The sequence below is a fragment of the Streptomyces sp. ITFR-21 genome, from assembly GCF_031844685.1.
GTDB lineage: Bacteria > Actinomycetota > Actinomycetes > Streptomycetales > Streptomycetaceae > Actinacidiphila.
The window spans coordinates 2844497-2867037 of sequence record NZ_CP134605.1 but is presented as its reverse complement, the minus strand read 5'-3'; the positions used below and the strand labels follow the sequence as shown (position 1 = coordinate 2867037).

The 22541-nt window shown below is 71.0% G+C and carries 15 protein-coding genes, 1 tRNA gene and 3 pseudogenes; 11 read left to right on the top strand and 8 right to left on the bottom strand.

Annotated elements, in window-relative coordinates:
- Positions 1 to 307 precede the first annotated feature (307 nt).
- The 6 genes and pseudogenes from RLT57_RS12490 (at position 308) to RLT57_RS33695 (ending at position 8747) form a co-directional block, all read left to right on the top strand.
- The gene (locus tag RLT57_RS12490; protein ID WP_311297467.1) at positions 308 to 832 is read left to right on the top strand and encodes a hypothetical protein; all 525 of its coding nucleotides are present in this window, start codon (positions 308 to 310) and stop codon (positions 830 to 832) included.
- A gap of 456 nt (positions 833 to 1288) precedes the next feature.
- Entirely contained in the window at positions 1289 to 3631 is a 2343-nt protein-coding gene (locus tag RLT57_RS12485; RefSeq protein WP_311297466.1) for a DEAD/DEAH box helicase, read from the top strand.
- Between the two features lie 178 nt (positions 3632 to 3809).
- Positions 3810 to 5408: an FG-GAP-like repeat-containing protein gene (locus RLT57_RS12480; protein WP_311297465.1), complete on the top strand. Its 1599-nt coding sequence runs from the start codon at positions 3810 to 3812 to the stop codon at positions 5406 to 5408.
- A gap of 575 nt (positions 5409 to 5983) precedes the next feature.
- Positions 5984 to 6056, top strand: a tRNA-Lys gene (locus tag RLT57_RS12475).
- A gap of 218 nt (positions 6057 to 6274) precedes the next feature.
- Positions 6275 to 7327, top strand: a complete 1053-nt coding sequence (locus RLT57_RS12470) for an IS630 family transposase (protein ID WP_311300688.1) — start codon at positions 6275 to 6277, stop codon at positions 7325 to 7327.
- Between the two features lie 354 nt (positions 7328 to 7681).
- Positions 7682 to 8747 (top strand): annotated as a pseudogene (locus RLT57_RS33695) (IS630 family transposase).
- A gap of 56 nt (positions 8748 to 8803) precedes the next feature.
- On the opposite strand, the gene RLT57_RS12455 reads toward RLT57_RS33695, so the two are convergent.
- The 4 genes and pseudogenes from RLT57_RS12455 to RLT57_RS12440 all read right to left on the bottom strand — a co-directional run.
- The gene (locus RLT57_RS12455) at positions 8804 to 9400 is read right to left on the bottom strand and encodes a hypothetical protein (RefSeq protein ID WP_311297463.1); all 597 of its coding nucleotides are present in this window, start codon (positions 9398 to 9400) and stop codon (positions 8804 to 8806) included.
- Positions 9401 to 9493: 93 nt separating this feature from the next.
- Positions 9494 to 10285, bottom strand: coding sequence for a hypothetical protein (locus tag RLT57_RS12450; protein ID WP_311297462.1), 792 nt, complete (start codon positions 10283 to 10285; stop codon positions 9494 to 9496).
- A gap of 241 nt (positions 10286 to 10526) precedes the next feature.
- Positions 10527 to 12044: a site-specific integrase gene (locus RLT57_RS12445; protein WP_311297461.1), complete on the bottom strand. Its 1518-nt coding sequence runs from the start codon at positions 12042 to 12044 to the stop codon at positions 10527 to 10529.
- Positions 12045 to 12171: 127 nt separating this feature from the next.
- Positions 12172 to 12549, bottom strand: a pseudogene (locus RLT57_RS12440) (helix-turn-helix domain-containing protein); the annotation flags it as partial.
- A gap of 93 nt (positions 12550 to 12642) precedes the next feature.
- Here RLT57_RS12440 and RLT57_RS12435 point away from each other — a divergent pair.
- Positions 12643 to 12876, top strand: coding sequence for a hypothetical protein (locus tag RLT57_RS12435; protein ID WP_311297460.1), 234 nt, complete (start codon positions 12643 to 12645; stop codon positions 12874 to 12876).
- Between the two features lie 228 nt (positions 12877 to 13104).
- Positions 13105 to 14274, top strand: a complete 1170-nt coding sequence (locus RLT57_RS12430) for a DUF3631 domain-containing protein (protein WP_311297459.1) — start codon at positions 13105 to 13107, stop codon at positions 14272 to 14274.
- A gap of 340 nt (positions 14275 to 14614) precedes the next feature.
- On the opposite strand, the gene RLT57_RS12425 is transcribed toward RLT57_RS12430, so the two are convergent.
- From RLT57_RS12425 to RLT57_RS12415, 3 genes are all read right to left on the bottom strand, one after another.
- Complete coding sequence (locus RLT57_RS12425) at positions 14615 to 15418, bottom strand: aminoglycoside phosphotransferase (protein WP_311300687.1); 804 nt, start codon at positions 15416 to 15418, stop codon at positions 14615 to 14617.
- Between the two features lie 92 nt (positions 15419 to 15510).
- Complete coding sequence (locus RLT57_RS12420) at positions 15511 to 15723, bottom strand: hypothetical protein (protein ID WP_311297458.1); 213 nt, start codon at positions 15721 to 15723, stop codon at positions 15511 to 15513.
- Positions 15720 to 16796, bottom strand: a complete 1077-nt coding sequence (locus RLT57_RS12415; protein WP_311300686.1) for a radical SAM protein — start codon at positions 16794 to 16796, stop codon at positions 15720 to 15722. The genes RLT57_RS12420 and RLT57_RS12415 overlap by 4 nt, the downstream gene beginning before the upstream one ends.
- A 241-nt stretch (positions 16797 to 17037) precedes the next feature.
- Between RLT57_RS12415 and RLT57_RS12410 the strand changes: the two are divergent.
- From RLT57_RS12410 to RLT57_RS12400, 3 genes and pseudogenes are all read left to right on the top strand, one after another.
- Positions 17038 to 18372: pseudogene (locus RLT57_RS12410) on the top strand (IS1380 family transposase); the annotation flags it as partial.
- A 930-nt stretch (positions 18373 to 19302) separates the two neighbouring features.
- The gene (locus RLT57_RS12405; RefSeq protein ID WP_311297456.1) at positions 19303 to 19845 is read left to right on the top strand and encodes a GNAT family N-acetyltransferase; all 543 of its coding nucleotides are present in this window, start codon (positions 19303 to 19305) and stop codon (positions 19843 to 19845) included.
- 351 nt (positions 19846 to 20196) lie between these two features.
- Positions 20197 to 21519, top strand: coding sequence for a glutamine synthetase family protein (locus RLT57_RS12400; RefSeq protein ID WP_311297455.1), 1323 nt, complete (start codon positions 20197 to 20199; stop codon positions 21517 to 21519).
- On the opposite strand, the gene RLT57_RS12395 is transcribed toward RLT57_RS12400, so the two are convergent.
- Entirely contained in the window at positions 21513 to 22346 is an 834-nt protein-coding gene (locus RLT57_RS12395; protein ID WP_311297454.1) for a hypothetical protein, read from the bottom strand. The genes RLT57_RS12400 and RLT57_RS12395 overlap by 7 nt on opposite strands.
- Between the last annotated feature and the right edge of the window lie 195 nt (positions 22347 to 22541).

Sequence of the window (22541 nt, the reverse complement as noted above, 5' to 3'; positions counted from 1 at the left end):
GGCTGGTGGCTGGTGGCTGGTGGCCGGTGTGCCGCCGGCGCCGCTCGGCCGGGTCGGCGGCCGCCCCGGGGCCCGGTGCGGCGGTCCGGGGTGCGGGGTGCGGGCGGCCGGAGGGACGGCCGGGGGCTCCTTTCGCGGTGATGCGGGTCCGGGCGGGCGCGCCGCGCGGTCCGGCGCGGGGCGCGGGCGGGCCGCTCGGCGCGGGGGCGTGTCCTGGCGGGAGGCGGCGGCGTTGGACAGCGCGAGACCGGCCGCCCGCGACCCGTGCGGGCTCAGCCCCCCACCGAGCCGCGCGAGGTCCCCGCACATGCCCGTACCGCACAACGGCGACACCACCCGTAGCAACCGCGCCCGCGCCCGTACCGCAGGGTTCCGTTCCGCCGTACTCGTCACGCTGGTGGCCGCAGGGGTCGCCGCCTGCGTCAGCGCGGGGAGCGAACCGGAGCCCGCGCCGCGCCGGGTACCGGCCAGTGCGGGCAGTGTCGCCGACGGGCCGAGCGGCGGGCGGGTGGAGCCGGAGGGGGTCCGGCCGGCCGGGAAGAACGGGATGTCGCCGTCGCCGACCGCGTCCGCCGGCCCGTCCTCCCCGGGCGCCACCACCCCGGCCGCCACCCCCACGCGGGCGCCGCGCAAGCCCGTCGGCCGGGACCTGCCGGAACCGGCCGGCGGGGGGACGGTGCCGCAGCCGACCGCCCAGGAGTCGCCCACCCAGGCCCCGCCGCCCGACTCCGCGCCGCCCGCCGACCCGACCACCGCGCCCCCCACCGACCCGCCGAGCCAGACCACCGGCCCGGACCCCGGCGGCAGCCCGCCGCCCGCCGCCCAGAACTGAGGCCGGGCGCGGGCGGGGGTGCGGCCGGGGTCCGGACCGGGCCTCACCGGCTCCGCCGACACCGGGTGCGTGACCGGCGCCCCGGCCCGCGACCGCCGGCCCGCGACCGTACCGCCGCCGCCCCCGGGCCCCCGGCCGTGCGCAACCGTTCCCGGCCGCACCCCGGCCTCCCCCGCCGAGTAGCCGTCCCGCCACCGTCCCTTCCGCCCCAGAGGCCCCCGCCGGCCCCGGACCGTACCGCTCGGCAGAGCCGCCCTTCGGAGGCGATTGGCGAAACCGACGACCTATGCGTATGCTGGTAGATCGTTTGATCCGACTTCCCCTGTGTCCTGGCGCCTGACCTATCCGCGCCCCGAGGCGCGTTCCTAATCTCCCCTGGCTGACCGCATAGAGGCGGTTGTAAGCAACCCGCGGAGCTGGCACGTGCCGTAAGTCTCCGAGAGGTTTTGCTTCCGCATGTCCCTTGACAGTGCCGACCGTTCCGTCATGCCCGAGAACGCAGCCGACGCCACCGCACTTCTCATCCCCGAGGCCGAGCCGGCCCCGGGCGCCGCCGCGGACACCACCGGGGCGCCCACCGCGCCCCGGCCGTCCGAGGTGTCCGAGACCCCCGCCGCCGGCGAGCCGGACGAACCGGCCGAACCGGCCGAACCGGCCGGCATCACCTTCGGCGACCTCGGCCTCGCCGACGGCATCGTCCGCAAGCTGGTCCAGAACGGCGTGGTCACCCCCTTCCCGATCCAGGCCGCCACCATCCCGGACGCGCTCGCCGGCCGGGACATCCTGGGCCGCGGCCGTACCGGCTCCGGCAAGACCCTCGCCTTCGGCCTGCCGCTGCTGACGCTGCTGTCCGGCGGCCACACCGAGCGCAAGCGTCCCCGCGGCGTCATCCTCACCCCGACCCGCGAACTGGCCATGCAGGTGGCCGACGCGCTCCAGCCGTACGGCGACGTGCTCGGCCTGAAGATGAAGGTCGTCTGCGGCGGCACCTCCATGCAGAACCAGATCTACGCCCTCGAACGGGGTGTGGACGTGCTGGTCGCCACCCCCGGCCGGCTGCGCGACCTGATCAACCGCGGCGCCGCCGCCCTGGACCAGGTGCAGATCGCGGTCCTGGACGAGGCCGACCAGATGGCCGACATGGGCTTCCTGCCCGAGGTCACCGAGATCCTCGACCTCATCCCGGCCGGCGGCCAGCGGCTGCTGTTCTCCGCCACGCTGGAGAACGAGATCGACAGCCTGGTCCGGCGCTACCTGGTCAAGCCGGTCACCCACGAGGTGGACGCCGCCCAGGGCGCGGTCACCACCATGAGCCACCACGTGCTCATCGTGAAGCCCAAGGACAAGGCCCCGGTCACCGCGGCCATCGCCGCCCGCAAGGGCCGCACCATCATCTTCGTCCGCACCCAGATGGGCGCCGACCGGGTCGCCGAACAGCTCATCGAGTCCGGGGTCCGGGCCGACGCGCTGCACGGCGGTATGACCCAGGGCGCCCGCACCCGCACCCTTGAGGACTTCAAGGCGGGCCGGGTCAACGTGCTGGTCGCCACCGACGTCGCCGCCCGCGGCATCCACGTCGACGGCATCGGCTTGGTCCTGAACGTCGACCCGGCCGCCGACCACAAGGACTACCTGCACCGCTCCGGCCGCACGGCGCGGGCCGGCGAGTCCGGCACGGTCGTCTCCCTGGCGCTGCCGCACCAGCGCAAGCAGATCTTCCGGCTGATGGAGGACGCGGGCGTCGACGCCTCCCGCCACATCATCGGCGGCGCCGGGGTGTTCGACGAGGACGTGGCCCGGATCACCGGCGCCCGTTCGCTGACCGATGTGCAGGCCGACGCGCTGCAGAACGCCGCCGTCCAGGCCGAGCGCGAAGTCGCTGAACTCACCCGCCAGTTGGAGCGCCTCCAGCGCCGTGCGGCCGAACTCCGCGAGGAAGCCGACCGGTTGACCGCCCGTTCGGCCCGTGAGCGCGGCGAGGACCCGGAGGTCGCCGTCGCCGCCAAGGCCGCGGAACTGGCCGCCGAGGCAGCGGCGTTCGTTCCCGAGCCGCGGATGGAACAGCGCGACGACCGGGACCGCGACCGTGAACGCCGCGACGACCGGGGCAACTTCGAGCGCCGCCGCGACGACCGCCCGTACGGCCGCGACAGCCGGGACAGCCGCAGCGACAGCCGGGACAACCGCGGTGACGGCCGCGACGACCGGCGCGAGACGCGGCCGGCGTACCACCGCGACGACCGCCGTCCGGCGTCCCCCTCGTACAGCCGGGACAGCCGCGGTGACAGCCGTGACGGCTACAGCCGTGACGACCGGCGCGACAACGGCCGCGACAGCCGCGACGCCCGCCCCGCGTACAACAGGGACGACCGCCGGCCCGCCGCCACCTCGTACAACCGCGACGACCGGCGCGACGCCCGCCCGGCGTACAACCGCGACGACCGCCGTCCGGCGTCCTCCTCGTACAACCGCGACGACCGCCAGTCGGCGTCCTCCTCGTACAACCGCGACGACCGCCAGTCGGCGTCCTCCTCGTACAACCGGGACGACCGCCGTCCGGCCGCGTCCTCGTACGGCGACCGGGACCGGCGTGACACCCGTCCCGCGTACGGCAACCGCGGTGACGACCGTCCGTTCAACCGCGACCGCCGCGACAGCCGCCCGTCCTTCGGCGACCGCGACCGCCGTCCCTCGTACGGCGACCGGGACCGTCCCACCTCCTCGTACACCCGCGACAACAACAGCACCGCCGCCCCCGCCACCACCGACCGCAAGCCGCGCTGGAAGCGCAACGGCTGACCGCCGTGCGGTGAAGGGCGGCTGAACGGAGCCGAGGCTCCGGGGTCACGCGTGACGCGACCCCGGAGCCCCGGCTTTCCCGGCTGCTACAGTGCCTCGTCCGCCCGGTCGCAGGGGACTGACCAGGCGGTTTTCGGACGCACGCCTTCCGTTTCCGGGGGCGCCGAGGGGGAGTGGAATGCGCGCGCTTGGGGCGGCACGACGGGGACGGCGGTCACCGGCCGCACTCATCACGACGCTGGCACTGCTGGCCGGCGCGGCACTGGCGGCCGGCGCGCCGACCGCGCGGGCCGCGACGCCGGACTTCCCGTCCTGGCTGGTGGGGTACGGCACGTACAACCCGGCCAAGGGCACCGAACGCCTGTGCAGCGCCGTCGAGTTGAACCGGGTGCGTGAACTGACCGGCCCGGACTGCTTCACCGGCCGCACGTCCGCCGACTGGGCGCAGGGGTACCACGGCGGGACGCCCGACTCTAGTACGACGAATCCCACCTACCGCGTCGCCCCGCAGTACGACACGGCCACCCGGACCGGAGCCTTCGCGGTGGCCAGGGCCGACAACCCGCCGGTGAGCTACACCACCGGTTCCGGTCACCCCGACCTGGCGACCACCGCCGACGCGAAGCTGTACGCGGCGGGGGCCGGCGCGACCTTCTACTCCTGGGCCGGGCAGGGCGATCCGGACGGCCGGCGGGTCGCCCACAAGGAGCAGGTGTCGATCCTGTCGCCCGCCACCTGCGGCGCGTACCTAGGACACCCCCAGGCCGCCGGCACCTTCTGCACCCTGCCGAAGTCCGGCACGGCGGCGCCCGACCCCGCGCAGCAGTGCGTCGGCGACGCCGGCGGCGCCCTGCTGGCCGGCGGCAAGCTCATCGGCCTCTCCGCCACCGGCGCGACCGGCTGCGTGGCCGCGAGCGGGGTCCGCGTCTACGTCAACGTGACCGCGTACCGTGGGCAGATGCTGGCGTGGAGCCGGGACGTGTTCGTGCCGCAGTACGTCAACGGCGGCAACGGCTCCGTCGTCACCCAACTGCCCGAGCCGTACCCGAACACCGCGTATGTCTCCTGGCAGTTCATCGACCCGAGCGGGCGGTTGACGGGCACCGACAGCGACTACCCCGGCGGCGACACCGAGTACTTCGACGTCCACTACGACTGGCTGACCCAGGCGGGCGATCTGGACGGCGACGCCTACGGCGACCTCCTGGCCCGCACGCCCGGCGGCGCCCTCTACCGCTACCCCGGCACCCACGGCTACGACCTCGACACCGCGGCCAAGACCTGGCTCGGCAACGGCTTCGACCGCTACACCTCGCTCTTCGCCAGCGTCGACTTCTCCGGCGACGGCTTCCCCGACCTGCTCGCCCGCGACACCTCCGGCAACCTGTGGCTCTTCAAGGGCGACGGCAGGGGCGGGCTGGCGCCCCGGGTCGCCATCGGGTCCGGCTGGAACGCGTACGACCTCCTCACCGGCCGCGGCGACCTCTCCGGCGACGGCGTCGCCGACATCGTCGCCCGCGACCCCGCCGGGACCCTCTGGCTCCTCCGCGGCAACGGCAAGGGCGGCTACGCGGTCCGCACCAAGATCGGCACCGGCTTCAACGGCTACCGCGACCTCGTCGCCGCCGGCGACATGGACAACGACGGCCGCCAGGACATCCTCGGCCGCACCCCCGGCGGCGGCGTCTTCCTCCTCAACGCCAACGGCAAGGGCGGCCTGGCAGCGGGCACCCTGTACACGAAGACCGGCTGGAAGCAGTACTCCCGCATCAGCTGACCGGGACCGGCGGCACCTGAGCCCTTTTGGGGGGCGGGAGGCGGGGGTGCCCCCGGCTTCGGGGGCGCGGGGGGCGGTGCTGGGCGCCTCGGCTTCGGGGGCGCGGGGGTGTGTTCGGGCACCCCGGACTGGGGGGCGGTTGGGGCGCCCTGGCCTCGGGGCGCGGGTGCGGTGCTGGGCGCCCCCGCTTTGGGGTGTGCGGGCTCTTGGGTGCCGGTGCGGCCGGGGTGGCTGAACGCCGAGCGCTATCCCGGGGTGCGTCGGCTTCGGGGCGCGGGGGCGCTGGCTGCGCTGGCGTCGGGAGTGGGTCCTTCGCGGAGCGGGGCGTGCGGGGCGCCTTAGCGGCCGGGGGCGGTCGCCGCTGTCGGCTTCCGTGTGCACCCGGGGTGCGCCGGGGTCCTCGGAAGCGACTCCCGGGAGCGTCCCTGCCCCGTCCCCCTCCCCAAGGGAGACGCGCACCCCCGGCCTCTCCGGCCCCGATGCCAACCCGCAACCCCCCGCCCTTCCCACGGCGACTCGCCGCCCCCCGATACGACGCCGACCCGCCCCACGATCCCGGCTATGCTGCGGTGTGCGGGCCGTTAGCTCAATTGGCAGAGCAGTGGACTTTTAATCCATTGGTTGTGGGTTCGAGTCCCACACGGCCTACGGGGTCGGGTGTCGTTAGACGCTTCTGACCTGTGGGTTTGGTGCCCCGGCTCTCGGAAGACGGCCGGGGCACAGCCACGCCGGGGGTCGTGCGTGAGCGATGCGTGAGCGCGAGGACGGCCACTTGAGCTTGTGCCCGGCTCCGTCCCTTCGAGACCTAGTGTTCTGTGTTTGAAATAGCTTTACGTCTGGAGGGTTGGGATAATGAGGCTGTGTATCTGGCCACTGCGTTGCAGCTTCGCGAGGGTGACCGGTCGCGCCTGGAGGCGTTGACGCGGATGTCGACGGCCCCGGCAGGGTTGGTGCAGCGGGCGCGGATCTTGCTGCTGGCTTCGGAGGGCGTGTCCAACACGGACATTGCCGCCCGGCTGGGGACCTCGCGTCCGACGGTGTTGAAGTGGCGTGACCGGTACGGGGCTTCGGGGGTCGAGTCGCTGGGGGATCTGCCGCGTCCGGGGCGGCCGGGGACGGTGGACGAGGTGGCGGTGCTGGTGGCGACGGTGGCCGCGGACGGCCGGCCGCCGGCCTATCTGGGTGTGACGCACTGGTCGTCGCGGCTTTTGGGCAGGGAGTTGGGCCTGTCGTTCTCCGCTGTGGCCAAGGTCTGGCGGAAGTGGGGCATCCAGCCGCACCGTGTGGAGACCTTCAAGTTCTCCACCGATCCGGAGCTGGAATCGAAGATCCGCGACGTAGTGGGCCTGTATCTGGCGCCGCCGGAGAAGGCCGTGGTGGTCTGCGTGGACGAGAAGACGCAGATCCAGGCCCTGGACCGTACTGCCCCGATCCTGCCGCTGCGGCCGGGGCTGCCAAGGCGGCAGACGTACGACTACAAGCGCAACGGCACCACGTCGCTGTTCGCCGCCCTGGAAGTCGCCACCGGAAAGATCAGCGCGGACGCCTGCTTCGAACGGCACACCAACAAGGAGTTCCTGGCCTTCCTCAAGCAGGTCGCCAGGGCCCACCCCCGGGTGAAACTCCACGTCGTCGTCGACAATTACGCCACCCACAAGCACCCCAACGTGCAGGCGTGGCTGGCGAAGAACCCCCGTGTGACCCTGCACTTCACCCCCACCTCCTGCTCATGGCTGAACATGGTCGAAATCTTCTTCGGGATCATCACCCGCCAGGCCATACGACGCGGCACCTTCGAATCCGTCCCCGACCTCAAGGCCGCCATCCGCGCCTTCATCGACGGCTACAACACCCGCTGCGAGCCGTTCACCTGGACCAAATCTGCCGACCAGATCCTCAACAAGATCAAACGCAAATAGACTTCAAGCACGGAACACTAGAGGCTTGTTCAGCGGCCTGGCCTGTTGGCTGCTTGGGTCGAGGGGTCGGCAAGGGGGCGAGTTGGGTGAGTCGGCCTGGCACGTGGCGCTCCCGCAGAACTCGTGCCGCCGCAGTAGGGGTGGGCGGCCGCTGGTGGCCGGGAGTCGTGGCGACGGTCGGGAATCCATCACCGCACCGCCCACGACATGCGCGGAGCTGAGGGTTCCCGTCTTATCGGTGTCGCTGTGCCTCTCGTCTGCCACGTGCTGGACAAGTGAACGATAGCTACTGAGGTTGAACTCGTGGAGTCGTAGGGGCTGACGGTTGGTGCCTGGCTGCGGTATCACCGGAGGATGCGGTATCCACAGGGTGGCGGGTTGACCGCCGAACGGCAGTCCAGGCGTGAGGAGTTACGGCTTCAGGCGGCTGAGCGGTTCGCCCGGGGCGAGGGCAGTACCTCAATAGCCAGGGACCTGCGGGTCAGTGTCCGCTCGGTGCAGCGATGGCGTCACGCGTGGGCCGAGGGCGGTCCGCGGTCCTTGCGGTCGCAGGGCCCGGCCTCGCTGCCGAGGCTGAACGAGAAGCAGTTCGCCCAGTTGGAGGCGGAGCTGGCGAAGGGACCGGCTGCACACGGCTGGGAGGACCAGCGCTGGACCCTGGGCCGGATCAAGACCGTGATCGGCCGACGCTTCCACCTGGCCTACACGGTCCAGGGGGTGCGCAAGCTGCTGGTCCGCAACGGCTGGTCCTGCCAGGTCCCGGCCCGACGGGCCATGGAACGCTACGACGATGCGGTGGCAGGGTGGGTCAAGGAGGTCTGGCCCCGCGCGGAAGGCTAGCGGCGGGCCGTGGGGCCTGGCTGGTCTTCGAGGACGAAGCCGGCTTCTCCATGACACCGCCGCAGGCCAGAACATGGTCGCCACGGGGCCGCACCCCGGTCGTGCGCGTCCGCGGCCGTTCCCGCAGACGCGTCTCGATCGCCGCACTGACCTGCTACAGACCAGGCCACCGCTCCCGGCTGATCTACCGGCCCCGCAGGGACGACGGCAACCGTGACGGACGCAAGAGCTTCTCCTGGCGCGACTACCGGGACCTGCTGACGGCGCCCACCAGCAGCTCGGCGGCCCGATCGTTCTCATCTGGGACAACCTCAACGTCCACAAGGCCGCCGGCCTGCGCGAGTTCGCCGATTCACGCGACTGGCTGACCATCTACTACCTGCCGCCCTACGCCCCCGACCTCAACCCCGTCGAAGGAATCTGGTCCCTGCTGCGACGCGGCTGGCTCTCCAACGTCGCGTTCACCACCCCCGAACACCTCATCCGCACCATTCGCCATGGCCTCCGTAGCATCCAGTACCGCAGCAACCTGATCGACGGCTGCCTCACCGAGACCGGCCTGACCATCCAACCCGCATAGCGACATCACGAGTTCAACCTCAGTAGGCGCGGTGCCCGTCTATTGCTGGTGGCAGGTCACACGCCATTCTGGTCCGTTGCCTCAGGCGGTGGTTCGGTGACCTGTTCGCGACGCAGTTGCCGGGTCAGGGAGCGACAGGTCCACGTGAAGATCTCAGAACCCAATTTGCTGAGCTCCTCCGCCAGTTTCTCTGCCTCTTCGAACGAGATCTCTACGTGGACTGTTGCGCTACGCCTCTTGCTGATGCTTGCTATGGCCTTGCTGGGCAACGGTTCCTCTACGGAGACGTGTTCCGGCGCCCAGACGCCATGCACCAAACTGTTGCGTCTGGTAAGTAGTGGCTTGACCGTCCCGAGTAGGCTCCGGCATGCGGCACGCTGAGGCTCTGTTAGCTCGTGGTTGATCTTTGCCAGGGCGGTGCACATGTCTACCAGCTCATTGGCGCCCAGGCCTGCAGCGGCCACTTCGCCGTACTTGCTGTCCAGGAGAGCGATCATGAGCGTCCGTAGAAAATCCTCAAGCGATGCACTCGCGCGAGCCACCTCACCGACCAGCAAAGACATGCGAAGCTGGAGCTGTTCCATCTCCTCTTCTGAGCGAAGTGGTGGAAGCTCATCTTCCGTGAGATGCTGCAACGTCAGCTCATCAGACATGCGAGTCAGGGTAGCGCTGAGGCCGCACCTCTGGCCGCTGAATAACTAACATGGACCGTGGGGTAGACGCCGGATCCGCGCGCAATATCGAGGCTAAACGGAAGCGGACATTGCCTCCAAGACGCCGGCGGTGGCCCAGAAGTGGTTGTCGAGCCATTTTGCGGCTTGAGAGCTGCCGCCATGTTTGGTGGAGTTCCGCTCTCGAAGTAGTGATTTCAGCAGCTGCTGCGGCGTCAAAGCCGTCTTCGCTTCCTTGTAGTTGAAAATCAGAGGGTCGGTTCTCAACGCTTTCATTCGCCGAGCCTCTCGGATTAGATCGGGGAATTTGGTCCGATCGGGCATACCCGTAATTCGTTTCAGCATGAGCTCTGCTGCCGTGTGCAGCTCCTCGATTACCACCTCTGGAGCAACTTCCTCGACGCACCAGGCGGCCATCACGGTTTGCGCGACGATGAGCCGATTACCTAGCTCCTGATCATCGCTAGCAGGCCATAGAGAGTGTACTGGCCACACTGAGGATGCCTTGAGAGCCCGTAGCTTCGGAACGAACCAATTCTCGTCGCGGGAGTAGCGCTCGTACCAGGTGCAGCGGTGTTTGGTGAGAATATCTGCGTATCCGTTGCCCAGTTTGCGACGGTAGGCAGGTGAGTGCCTGCCAGGTGTAGCCTCGGCAATGGTGGGGAGATCTCGGCGAAGTCTCTCCAGGAAGATGTCCAGGCCATAGGTCCAGCCGTCTACGGCCGTATAACCCTCACCGTCCCATGTGGCGCGGCTCCTCCAACGAATATTCATGCTGCGCGCCCGTCTTCGTGCCGCCCCGTTCATGGCTCGGACTACTTCCAAATTATCGGGGTGGAAAGTGAAATATCCATCGAATCCTGCCACGTCGTGCTCCAGTAGACGTTGACGGAAAAGTTGAGACCAGCTGGATGATTATTCCACTGTCGATGGTCCCTGGCGAAGGTTTTGCAAGGCTGGCGAGGCCGCGCACCTACTTTGTTAAGAGGCAGTATCCATCGAACAAGGCGACCGGCGCACACAGTTCAGGCGTGCTCCGGTTGGAGTGCCTGATTGATGCGCCGAGGCAAGCACGCTTCACCTGCATGGTGATCGTGGGGGTCCGGCTTCAGCGGCTGCTCCTCAGCTGAGCACGGGGAACCAGCGCGGCAGCTTTCTCCGCGACCTCCCGGTCCAGCTCCGGCAGGAGGCTCGTATACGTGTCCGACGTCAGGGTGATCGTGGAGTGGCGCAGGACCTCCTTCACCGTGTGGATGTCGCCGCCGCCGGCGTGCGTGAGGGTCGCTGCGACATGGCGGAGGTCGCGGAAGGTGATCGGCGGGAGGTCGGTCGTTGCGTGGATGCGGCGGAAGGTATCGGAGACCATCTCGGGGTGGAGCCAGGAGCCGTCCTCGCGGGTGAAGACCTTGCCGGTGTCGTTCCAGGCCGTGCCCCACTTCTTGCGGTCCTTCTTCTGGCGCTTCCGGTGGGAGCGGAGGGCGGCGATCGTGAGGCTGTCGAGGGCGATGGTGTTGGCGCTGCCGTCCGTCTTCGGCTCGGCCTCGTACGGGTCCCAGCCGTCGACCACGATCTCCTTGGCCGGGGTGATGAGGCCGGCCTTGAGGTCGACGTTGCTCCAGTCCTGGCCGACGGCTTCGCCGCGACGCAGGCCGCGGAAGCCGACGAGGTGGAACAGGGCGTACAGCCGGTCCTCCTGGGCGGCGTCGAGGAAGACGCCGAACTGCTGCGGTGTCCAGACCATGACCGGGCCGGGTATCTCGCCGGTCTGCCGCCACCGCCAAACGCGCTCGTCCGTCCAGAGCAGGGGCTTCGGCCTGCGGCCCGAGGCGAGTTCGACGTGGGAGGCCGGGTTGAAGGTGATGAGCTGTTGCGCGATGGCGGAGTTGAGCGCGGCGCGCAGGGTCCGGCGTATCGCCTGCTGGGTGGAGGGACCGGTCAGCTTGCGGAAGGGCGGCATCTCGGCGAGCTTCGCCCGCTCCGCCGCCAGCCATGCCCGTTCGGCTACTACGGGCCGCCCCGGCGCACTCGGCTTGCAACGGGCAATCTGTGCCCGACGCGCCGCGTTCTTGGCAGCGATGACCTCGTTGGCGTCGGCGATGCCGTCGAACATCTCCACGAGGTGGCCGACGTTGAGCCGGTCGAGCCGCACGTGGCCGATGCGCGGCTTGAGGTGGACGTTGATGTGAGAGGCGTAGCCGTTGAGGGTCGTCCTGCGGCGCTTCTTGGACGCGAACCAGAGGTCCAGCCACTCGCCGACCGTCGTGCCGCCGCGTAGGTCGAGCCCGGAGCGGAGGCGTCGGCGGATCTCCTCGACCTCGGGCAGCGGCGCCTTCTCGTCGACCAGGCGTTCCAGTAGGGCCGCGACGCGCTCGACGCTGTCCGGGTCGTCGGTGTCGGCGAGGCCGAGGAGGGTGCGGACGTGGTCCAGGTCCGCCTGGGCGGCTTTGAGGTTGTCGTACCCGGCGCGGCTGAAGGAGCGGCGGGTGCCGTCCTCGCGGGACGGGAGTTCCTGGCGTACGGAGTAGGAGCCGTGCTTGCGGCTCGCGAGCTTGGGGCAGTTGCTGCCGAGCGGTCGGCCGGTATCGGTGTCACGGCAGTAGCAGCGGCGGTGAGTCGAGCCCTTCATAGTGCTTCCCCCTGCAGGTTCAGAGACCGTCTGCCGGGGCGTCCTTCCAGACGATGTTGCCCTCGGCATCCATTGACCAGGTCCGTCGCGGTGCGGCTCTGCGCTCGCGCAGTTGGGGGCTGGGGCCGTCGTAGCCGTACGACTCGCCGGTGAACCACTGGAGTGCGTCGAACGTGTCGGTCGGTTCCTCGTCGGGGAGCGCCTGTACGCGGTCCACGAGGCCGACGGGATAGATCAGGCAGATCGGCGCCACGTGCAGGGCCTTGGCGAGCACCATCACCTCGACCAGGGGGAGTTGGGCACGACGGCCGGATTCCATGTTGGCGATGACGTTGCGCGGAATGGCGTACCCGAGATCGGCGCAGGCGCGGGCCAGGTCTTCGCCGCTCATGCCCAGCTCCTTCCGAAGTCGGCGGACCTCGGCTGCCACCGTCGCCACGACCTGGTCGGCCCACTCGGGGGCGTTGTCTTCATTCCGCCCAGCATCAGCACTGCGTTGTGTCATGGCGACACAGTAGCTTGGTGCACCCTCCTGACCTGGGCTTGGAGCCGGATGTGAGACCGTGTTCGCCGAGAGCTGTATATGGAGGAGGCGGCTATGCGTGAGAGCCATACGACCCGGCCGGTGGTCAGGGGCATGGCCAAGGACGAACTGCTGGCGCTGCCGGCGGCGGTGGACCTGGAGACGGCGAACCGCGCGCTCGGGCTGGGACGGAGCAAGGGCTACGAGTTGGCCAAGCGCGGCCAGTACCCGTGCCGCGTTCTGCGGTTGGGCAATTCGTACCGAGTGGTGACGGCCGAGCTGCAGGCTCTGCTCGGGCTCGCGGCGTGATGTGCATGGCCCCGGTACGCGCGCCCGTTGGACGCCGCCGAAGATCCCGTGGACTGCTGCGCGCGTTCGTCGTACTGTCCGTGGTCGCTCGCGCGGCGCCAACCGCCGAGAACGAACGAGCCCCCGACGCGCCAACGCCGGAGGCTCACAACTCCCCTGTACGCCAGAAACGATCAACCCAGGTGGGGCGGGCCGGCCAGCCTGCACCCACCGGTCGAGGAGCTACCCATGGAGCCTATGACAACGGCTGTCCGCGACGCACCCCCTGCGGCAGCCTGGCCGCCGGTCACCGTACCCGGTCAGCCGGAACGTACGACGCGGCAGCCGCTCGCGGAACTGACCGCCAAGCCGAATCCGTCCGGCGACCAGTCGGCTGTGGTGACCGGGCCTCTTCCGGTTACTGACCGGCTGACCGGAACAGCCGGACGCCTGACCGCGGTCACTGACCGGGAGCCGGTCACCCCGGTCGGTCAGCCGACGGGTCCGGTCGATCCACCGCCGAGGAGTGCGCTCTCGGAGGGCGCTGACCTGCTGACCGAGCTGCGGTCAGCCATTGCCCGGTACGTGGTCATGCCGAGCGGTGAGGCCCTGGACGCGGTCACCTTGTGGGTCGCGGCCACTCATCTGCAACCGGCGTGGCAGCACGCGCCGCGCCTGGCGGTGGTCGGCCCGGCGAAGCGGTGCGGGAAGTCGCGGCTGCTGGACGTGCTGCACGACACCGTCCATGACCCCTTCATCACGGTCAACTCGACCCCGGCGGCGATCTTCCGGTCGATCACCGAGCAGCCGCCGACACTGCTGGTGGACGAGGCGGACACCATCTTCGGCAGCGTCAAGGTCGCGGAGAAGAACGAGGAGATGCGCGGCCTGCTCAACTCCGGTCACCAGCGAAACCGGCCCACCACTCGGGTCGTCGGGCCGGAGCACAAACCCACCAAGTTCGCCACCTTCGCGATGGCGGCACTGGCCGGGATCGGGGACCTGCCGGACACGATCATGGACCGGGCGGTCGTGGTCCGGATGCGCAGGCGCGGACCGGGGGAGACGGTACTGCCGTTCCGCTCTCGTCGCGACACCCCGCTGCTGCACGTTCTGCGGGACCGGCTGGCCGGGTGGCTGGTGCCGTTGACCGATACGGCGGCGGCTATGGAGCCCGCGCTGCCGGTGGAGGACCGGGCGGCGGACACGTGGGAGCCGCTGGTGGCCGTCGCCGACCTCGCTGGAGGCGGCTGGCCGCAGCGAGCCCGGCAGGCTGCCCTCGACCGGAGACGGCCCCAGGCGGCGAGGGCTGACCCGCATCCACCCGCCCCACCCGTCCCCGTGCAGGTCAGCACGGGGACGGGTCGTTGTCCCGCAACGGGTCGACCCGCACCAGGATTCCACCCGTACCTGCGCTGACCAGGAGCGCAACGGGTGGGACGGGTCGCTCACCGTCTCCGGTGAGAACGCGGACCGAAGTACGAGAAGCGCCGGGCACGGCAGCGCTGGACACAGGCGATCTGCGGCGCAGCAAGTTGTGGGGCAAGGGGTCCTTACGCCCCGACGCAGCAAGTTGTCGCGTCGGACGGTCCTACCGCCCGTCCTGCGCACGTGTCCTCGCCGGGGGACGAGGACACGAGTACCCGAGCGAGGGCGCCCGGGTCTTGGGGAAGAAGACGCAGCGCGGCCGTAGAGCAGCCGTTCGGCGTGCGCGATGCTCCCCACTCCGGTACCGGACTTTTGCCGGAGCCGTCCTCGGCTACTGATTCGTGCTGAGGACGCGTGCCAGCGACGCCGCCTGCTCCGCCATCGCCCGTTTCCACACCGCGCCGTCCTGCCCTGCGATCTCCCGCCACAGCGATGCGGTCGCCGTACCGAACGCCGCGAGCGCTTCGGGCGGTGCGCTGCGCCACGACGGGAAGTGGCCCGCGAATTCGATCGCGGCCTCGACCAGGTGGCCGGCCTCCATAAGGCGGAGCGCCAGGGCGCCCGGGTCGATCCATCCGGCGCCGCGTGTCGGCCATGCCCAGTCGATGAGCCGCGCCCGGCCTCCAGCGATCAGGACGTTGTCCGGGGCGAAGTCCGTGTGCAGCAGCGCGTCACCGTCGAAATGCTGCAACGTGCCAGGTGGCGCGTACTCCGCCCACCGGTCCACGGCCTGCTTGATGTCGACGTCAGCCGGTGCCGTGATCCCTTGTAGTTCGGCGAGCGCCGCTTCCACGAGCGGCAGGTCTGGGGAGCCGGGGGCGTAGTCGGCGTGGCGGCCGTCGATCACCTCGTAGCCGAGGAGGCTCCAGCCGTCGAGTTCCAAGTGCCAGAACAGGCGCGGGCACGAGGCGGGCAGCTGCGCGGCCACCGCCGCCTCACGGCGCTGCGCACCCACCTGTGGATGGTCGGCCGGGATGCCCTTCACGAAGACCGGACCGCTGTCCGTGTCGAGCACGGAGGCGATGCCGGAGTTCATGCCGCCGGGCGCGGTCACCGCCTGCTGGACAGCGCCGGTCTTGTCGGCGATGGCCTGGCGGACCTCGGCGGGAAGCTGCTCGAAGGAGATACGGGACATGGACACGACGCGCTGTTCCTTGACTCCTGGGGGAATGGGGTGCCGCCCCGGTCAGCTTACGACCGGAGCGGCACTGGGCGCGCCCGCTGGGGTTAGTACGGCTGGTCGTCGCCCGCCGAGCAGGAGCACTCGGCGGCCTCGGCCGCCTCGTCCAGGTCGGCGATGATCTGGAACTCGTCGTCCCTGATCGGAGCGATGGTCAGCGGCACCGGCAGGATGCCGGTCCGCTCGGCGGGCGGGCGCAAGCCGATGGTGACCGATACCGGCTGACGCTGCGGGGCCAGGGCTGCGGCTGGTGGAGTCATGATCCATAACCTCCGTGTTGGCAGTAGAGCTCTCGTTGGTCCCCCGCCTCCTGGTAGAGCTTGGCCAGCGGGCGACACGTGCGGCACGTGCCCGCGATCGTGCAGCCGGAGCAACCACCGGTGCGGAGCTGTAGGGACTCGGCGATTCCGCCGAGCCGGGGGAGGGCTTCGATGCCCTCCGTGATGAGATTCACGCTCGGGTCGCGGCCGACCTTGCAGATTGACGCGATGCCGTGCGGATCGACGTGGAAGAAGGTGTGGCCGGCGTTGCAGCCGGTGAAGACGCTTCGGGGGCGCAGGTGGTCGTGGGCCTGGGTCGCCAGCGGGTTCGCTTCGCCGTCGATCGTGGGCGATATGCTCGTGTACACCTGGTACGGGAAGCCGTACGCCTCGGCCAGCCGGACCATGGCATCGACCTCGTGGGCGTTGTCGTCCGAGACGATCACGTTGAGCCGGATCGGCAGCCTGTCCTCGCCGGCGGCGTCCAGGCCCTCCACGAACCGGCCGAAGGCCCCGCGGTTCCTCGTGACCGCGTCGTACGTTCCGGCGGTCGCCCCGTATAGGCTCACTGTCAGGCGATACGGACGCCGCCGGGCGAACAGCTCCCGGATCGGCCGCTTCCGCAGCGACGAACCGTTGGACGAGACCTGGACCATCATGCCGAGCTGGTGGGCGTACTCGTACGCCGCACCGAACTCGCGATCGATCAGCGCCTCCCCACCGGTGATCTGCAACCACAGGACCCCGGCGTCTCGCATCACACGGAGCAGTTGCTGCTTGCCATTCCAGTTCAGGCCGGCGAAGCGCTTCTCTCCGAGGTAGCAGAACTCGCAGTCGTAGTCGCAACCGAGGTTGATCTCCCACGACGCTTTGGCATAGCCGTACCGGGACTGCTCCCGGACGAGAAGAAAGTCACGGAGGCGGGTCTGCGGAAGCTCCGTGCCCCACGCTCGCGCGGCGGCGTCGACCAGCCAGGCCGGGGCCTTCTGATCGTTGACGGTAGCGCCCCGCAGCTCTTCGTAACGGACTTCGGGGATGCGCACGCCCGCCGCGTGACCGGGCTGGACGAGCAGGTACTGGCCGAGGAACGGGCTGGCGACGAGGAGTGGTGCCGGACTGTACGACGTCTCTCTGTCTGTGGTGAGGAGCGGGTGTGCGGTCACGACGACCTCCACGGGTAGGCGAGCGGTTAGCCTCCGCGTTTCGTTTGCAGTGGTGTCCGGATCTTGAGCGGGAACGCGAAAGTGCCTTCTGAGCTGGGATGATGAGGCTTGTCTAGGGCTTCTGTCATCACAGCGAGAAGGCACTTTCTGCGTGCAGACTACCGGGTCACGCCCCGCGCTGGTCGTGTCGGCCGACGGTCGCGGAGTGGTCAGTCACGCCGGGTCGCGTCTGCTGGCCGACCTCGCCGACGCCACCGGCCTGACGGGGGCCTTCACCGACACGCTGCGCCGGCTGCGGCCACGGGGCACCGGGCACGACCCCGGCCGGGTCGCTGTCGATGTGGCAGTGATGCTCGCCGACGGCGGCCAGGCCATCTCCGACTTGGCCCTGTTGCGCGACCAGCCCGGCGTGTTCGGCCCGGTCGCTTCCACTCCGACCGCCTGGCGTCTGCTGGCCGGCATCGACCCGGCCGCACTCGCCGGGCTGCGCTCGGCCAGGGCCGCCGCCCGTGACGTCGCCTGGCTGCAGGCCGCCGAGACCAAAGGCGGCATAGCAGCGGCCCGCGCAGGTGGCCGGGACCTGCCCGGCCTGGTCCTGGACATCGATGCCACCCTGGTGACCTGCCACTCCGACAAGGAACAGGCGGCACCCACCTACAAACGCGGCTTCGGCTACCACCCGCTGCTGTGCTTCCTGGACAACACCGGCGAGGCCCTGGCCGGACTGCTGCGGCCGGGCAACGCCGGCGCGAACACCGCCAGCGACCACATCACCGTTCTCGACCGGGCCCTGGCCCAGATCCCCGACGCCCACCGCCACGGCACCCCGATCCTGGTCCGCGCCGACAGCGCCGGAGGCGCGAAAACCTTCCTCGCCCACCTGCGCTCCCTGCGGGACCGGGGCATCCGCACGTCCTTCTCCGTGGGATACGCGGTCACCGAACCCGTCCGCCGGGCGGTCCGGGCCCTGCCCGACCGGTTCTGGCACCCGGCTCTGGAGCAGGACGGCACCCTGCGGGCCGGCGCGCAGGTCGCCGAGCCGACCGGCATGGTCGACCTGACCGGCCACCCCGACGGCACACGCCTCATCGTCCGGCGCGAACGCCCGCACCCCGGAGCGCAGTTGTCGCTGTTCGACCTCGACGAGGGCATGCGCCACCAGGCGTTCCTCACCGACACTCCCGTCGGCGAAGGCTCGCTGCAATTCCTGGAGGTCCGCCACCGCGGACATGCCCGCGTCGAGGACCGCATCCGCTGCGGCAAGACCACCGGCTTCGGCCGCTTCCCCTCCCGCCACTTCGCCATCAACACCGCGTGGCTGGAGCTGGCCCTGACCGCCATCGACCTGCTCGCCTGGACCCAGACCCTCCTGCTGGACGGCGAACTGGCCACAGCCGAGCCGAAGAAACTCCGCTACCGCCTGCTGCACGCAGCAGCCCGCCTCACCCGCGGAGGACGACGCCTCCACCTGCGGATCGCCGCTACCTGACCCTGGCGAAATGAGCTGACCAAGGCATTCACGCACCTCGCGGCACTGCCCAGACCAGCCACCTGACCCATGGCCCAGCCCTGTTCACCTACGACCCGAGGAACCCTGGAGCACCCGACCCAGCGTCGGGCCAAAGCCATACCCACCCAGCCACAAACGGCGACGACCACCGAAAAGAGACGTCAGCCCAGCTCAGCAAAGCCCAACCGAAACAGCGAGGTTAATCCATTGATTGTGGGTTCGAGTCCCACGCGGCCTACGAGGTCCGGCTCCCGAGGGAGCCGCTGACCTGCGGGTATGGTGCCCCGGCCGCCGGAGAGGCGGGTTCTATTGATCCCCGCAACATCCTGGAGTTCAGGGAGTTGTGGGGATCGTAAATTTCGAGGTGCTGAAGGCGGTGTTCTTCGAGGCGCCGGACAGGGAGAACGGCAGCATCACCGCTGCGGCTCGTGCAGTGGGAATGAATCGCAACACGGCGTTCGGGTGGGCACGCCATGCCGGGGCGGCGCGTGAACGATGGGTGGTGCTTGGCCGTCCCCCACGCGGACGCTCGGCTGCGGGACGCCGTGGGCGGCTACCGGCCTCGCACTGTCCTGCGGGAGGGGGCGTCGGGTGGCATGGTGGTGACGGTATGTCAGGGGCTGGGGTCGGGGGTGGCTCGGTGGGTCGTGGGGTGCGCTGGTTGGTGGCGGGCGGGGTGGCCGCGGTCGCGTTCGCGGTGCCGACGGTGGTGTGCGGGGTGTGGGCGCTGTGGTCGCTGATCGGGGACGCCGGAGCGCGCTGGGGGGTGGCGTCGGCGCTGGGCGCGGCGCCGGGGCCCGGCGGGCGGGCGGCGACGCCGTCCGGACGACCACCCACCCCGCGCCCGCCGCGCCGTACGGGCCGTGCCGCGCCCGCGGGCGGAGACGATCCCAGAGCGGAGGCAGGATGAGCGATCCCGTGACCGTGGTCCGACCGATGAGGGACCAGGACGTGGCGGGCGCCGCCGCGGCGCTGGTGGAGGTGCACGGGACGGACGGCTACCCGGTGTACGGCGTGGCCCGGCCCGAGGCGACGGTCAGGCCGCCGGGCGTCGTCCGGGCGTGGGTCGCGGAGGCGGACGGGGTCATCGTGGGGCACGTCGCGGTCAGACGTCCCCAGGGCGACGAAGGGGCGGTGGCCCTGTGGCGGGAGCAGAGCGGCGAGGACGACTCGCGGATCGGCGTGGTGTCACGGCTGTTCGTCGTACGCGGCGCCCGCGGGCAGGCGGTGGGGGAGCGGTTGATGCGGGAGGCCATGTCCTTCGGGCGGGCGCGGTCCTTACGCCTGGTGCTTGACGTGGTCGAGAGGGACTCCGCCGCCGTCCGCCTGTACGAGCGCCTGGGCTGGCGGGCCATCGGCGGGGCACAGCACCCCTACGGCGACGGGCGCCGGGTCGCCGTGCGGTGCTACGTCGGCCCCGACCTGCTGAGGGCGGTTGAGGGCGGTTGAGGGCGGTTGAGGGCGGCTGAGGACGCCGGCCCGAGCGACGGCGGGAGCCGGCAGGCACGTCCACGGGCCGGCCCCCGGTGCCTCCCGGCAAACGGGCCGACGGGCGGCGCCCCAGCTGTGCAAGCTCCCGGCCCCGCGCCCGCAGCCCCCGGCCCGCAGCCCGGTCCGCGCCCGCGGCTCCGCGCCCCGGTCCGCGCCCGCGGCTCCGCGCCCCGGTCCGCGCCCGCAGCTCGCGCCCCGGTCCGCAGCCCCCGGCTCCGCGCCCCGGTGGGAACGCTCGCAAGGACTGCCGATTCCGACACCCGCCGCCCTGCCGCCTCCCCGCACCCCCGGACGGCACCATGGCTGACCATGGACGAAGAAGCGGCGGCGCAGGCCCGTCTGACCAGGAGCCGACTTGCCGCCGACGGCGTCGTCGGCCTCGCGCTCAGCGTCGTGGACAACGCCGGGATCGCCCGCACCAAGACCATTCCGCTGCGCCGGCTGGACGAGGCCGTACGGCACGGGGTCGGCATGTCGCCGGTGTTCGACGTCTTCCTCGCCGACGACTCGATCACCGACAGCCGGTACGTCGGCGGCCCCGACGGCGATCTGCGGCTGTTCCCTGATCTCGAACGCGCGGTGCCGCTCGCCGCGCAGCCCGGCTGGGCGTGGGCGCCGGCCGACCGCTACGCCCAGGACGGCACCCCGCACCCCTGCTGCCAGCGGCTGTTCGCCCGCCGGATGACCGAGCGGGCCCGAGCCCGCGGGCTGAGCCTGCTGGCCGCGTACGAGGTCGAGTGGATCCTGCGCCGCCCGGACGGCACCGACCCGGCCGAGGGCGGCCCCGCCTACGGGCTGCGCCGGTTCACCGACCTGTCCGACTACCTCCGCGACCTGCTCCAGGCGCTGGAGGCGCAGGGCCTGGACGTCCAGCAGATCCATCCCGAGTACGCGGCGGGCCAGTTCGAGGTCTCGGTCGCCGCCGAGGGCCCGGTGGCCGCCGCCGACAGCACCGTGCTGGTACGCCAGACGATCCGCGGCGTGTCCGCCCGCTACGGTCTGCGCGCCTCCTTCGCCCCCTCCTTCGCGGGCGACGGGGTCGGCAACGGCGCCCACCTGCACCTCAGCGCCTGGCGCGACGGCGGGAACCTGATGACCGGCGGCCGGGGTCCGTACCGCCTCACGGCGGAGGGCGAGTCCTTCCTCGCCGGCGTCCTCGACGCGCTGCCCGCCCTGCTGGCGCTGGGCGCTCCGGGGCCGGCCGGCCATCTCCGGCTGGTCCCCTCGCAGTGGGCCGGCGCCTACCAGTGCTGGGGGTCGGAGAACCGCGAGGCCGCGCTGCGCCTGGTCTCCGGCCACAGCGCCAACGCCGAGGTCAAGTGCTTCGACGGCGCCGCCAACCCCTACCTCGCCCTCGGCGGCACTATCGCCGCCGGTCTCGCCGGGGTCGACGCCGCCGCCACCCTCCCCGCCGAGGTCAGCGGCGACCCGGCCCTCCTCCCCTCCCCGCCGCCCCGGCTGCCCGAGTCCGCCGCGGACGCCCTCGACGCCTTCAGCGGCTCGACCGTCCTGCGGGAGGCCCTCGGCGAGCCGCTCTACGAGGCCGTCCGCGCCGTCCGCCGGGCCGAGATCGCCCTCTTCGCCGACCAGAGCCCGGCGCGTATCGCCGAAGCCACCCGCTGGCGCTACTGACCGTTCCCGGCCGCCCGCCGCTCCCCGGGCCCCTCAGGCCCGTCCGCCCGCCGGCCCCGGCCCCTCGTCAGGGCCGGCCGCCCGACCGGTCGGGCTTTCAACCCCGCCGCCCTCCGGCCGAGTTCGAGCGCCTGCGCCTTGACCCGGACCAGAGCCGCCTGGAACTCCGGGGCCGTCCGGTAGTCGGGCTCCGGCGCCGCCGCCTTCACCGGCAGCAGGTACACGTCCGGCGGGATCTCCAACTCCGCGTTGGCCAGCACCTGCAGGGCCCGGCAGGCGCGCCGGTCCCACTCCCCGGAGGCCAGCGCGCGGTTGATCTCGTAGTAGACGTGCGTCGCGGACTTCGTGTCGTAGCTGTTGGGCGTGTGGAACTGGACCTCGATCATGTACGACTGGTCCTTGGCCTGCCAGGAGTTGTTGAAGCCCTCGTAGTAGTCGGTCCCCCAGTAGTCCTTCAGCACCCGGTCCAGGTAGGTCGCGCGTAACGCCGCACAGGCGTCCCGGGCCTTCGCGGCGTACTGCGCGGGGGTGTAGATGGTCGTGTAGCGGTGCAGGTCGGCGATCGCCGCCAGCGCCACGTCGAGGGGCAGCGGCTGGGGCGTGCCCGGCTTGCCCGCGTGCTCCTCGCGGATCCTGAGGACCTTCTCCCGCAGTGAGCCGAGGCTCTCGAGCGCGTACTCGGTCCCGACGAACTTGCCACCGGTCGCCCTGGCGATGCCGTCGACGAGCGCGCCGAGCTGGTCCTTCCGGCCCGTGGCCGCCGTGTGGTACGCGACGAGCCTGGCCTCCTCCTCCGCCGTCAGCGCTGCGGGCGCCTTTCGGCGCATGCCGTTCCCGCCACCGTTCGGCGCGCAGGACGGCCGCCTTCGTTCGTGCCCCGGCGTACGGCCGTGCCGTCCACGGCAGTACAGGGCGCTCGGCGCGCGCGGTGGTGCGGCGTCATCGCGGCACGCCCGCGCCTCGCCGCGCCCGCACTCGGCACATAGGCGGCCCGGCGGGGACGGCCGGCGTGCCCGCCGGGC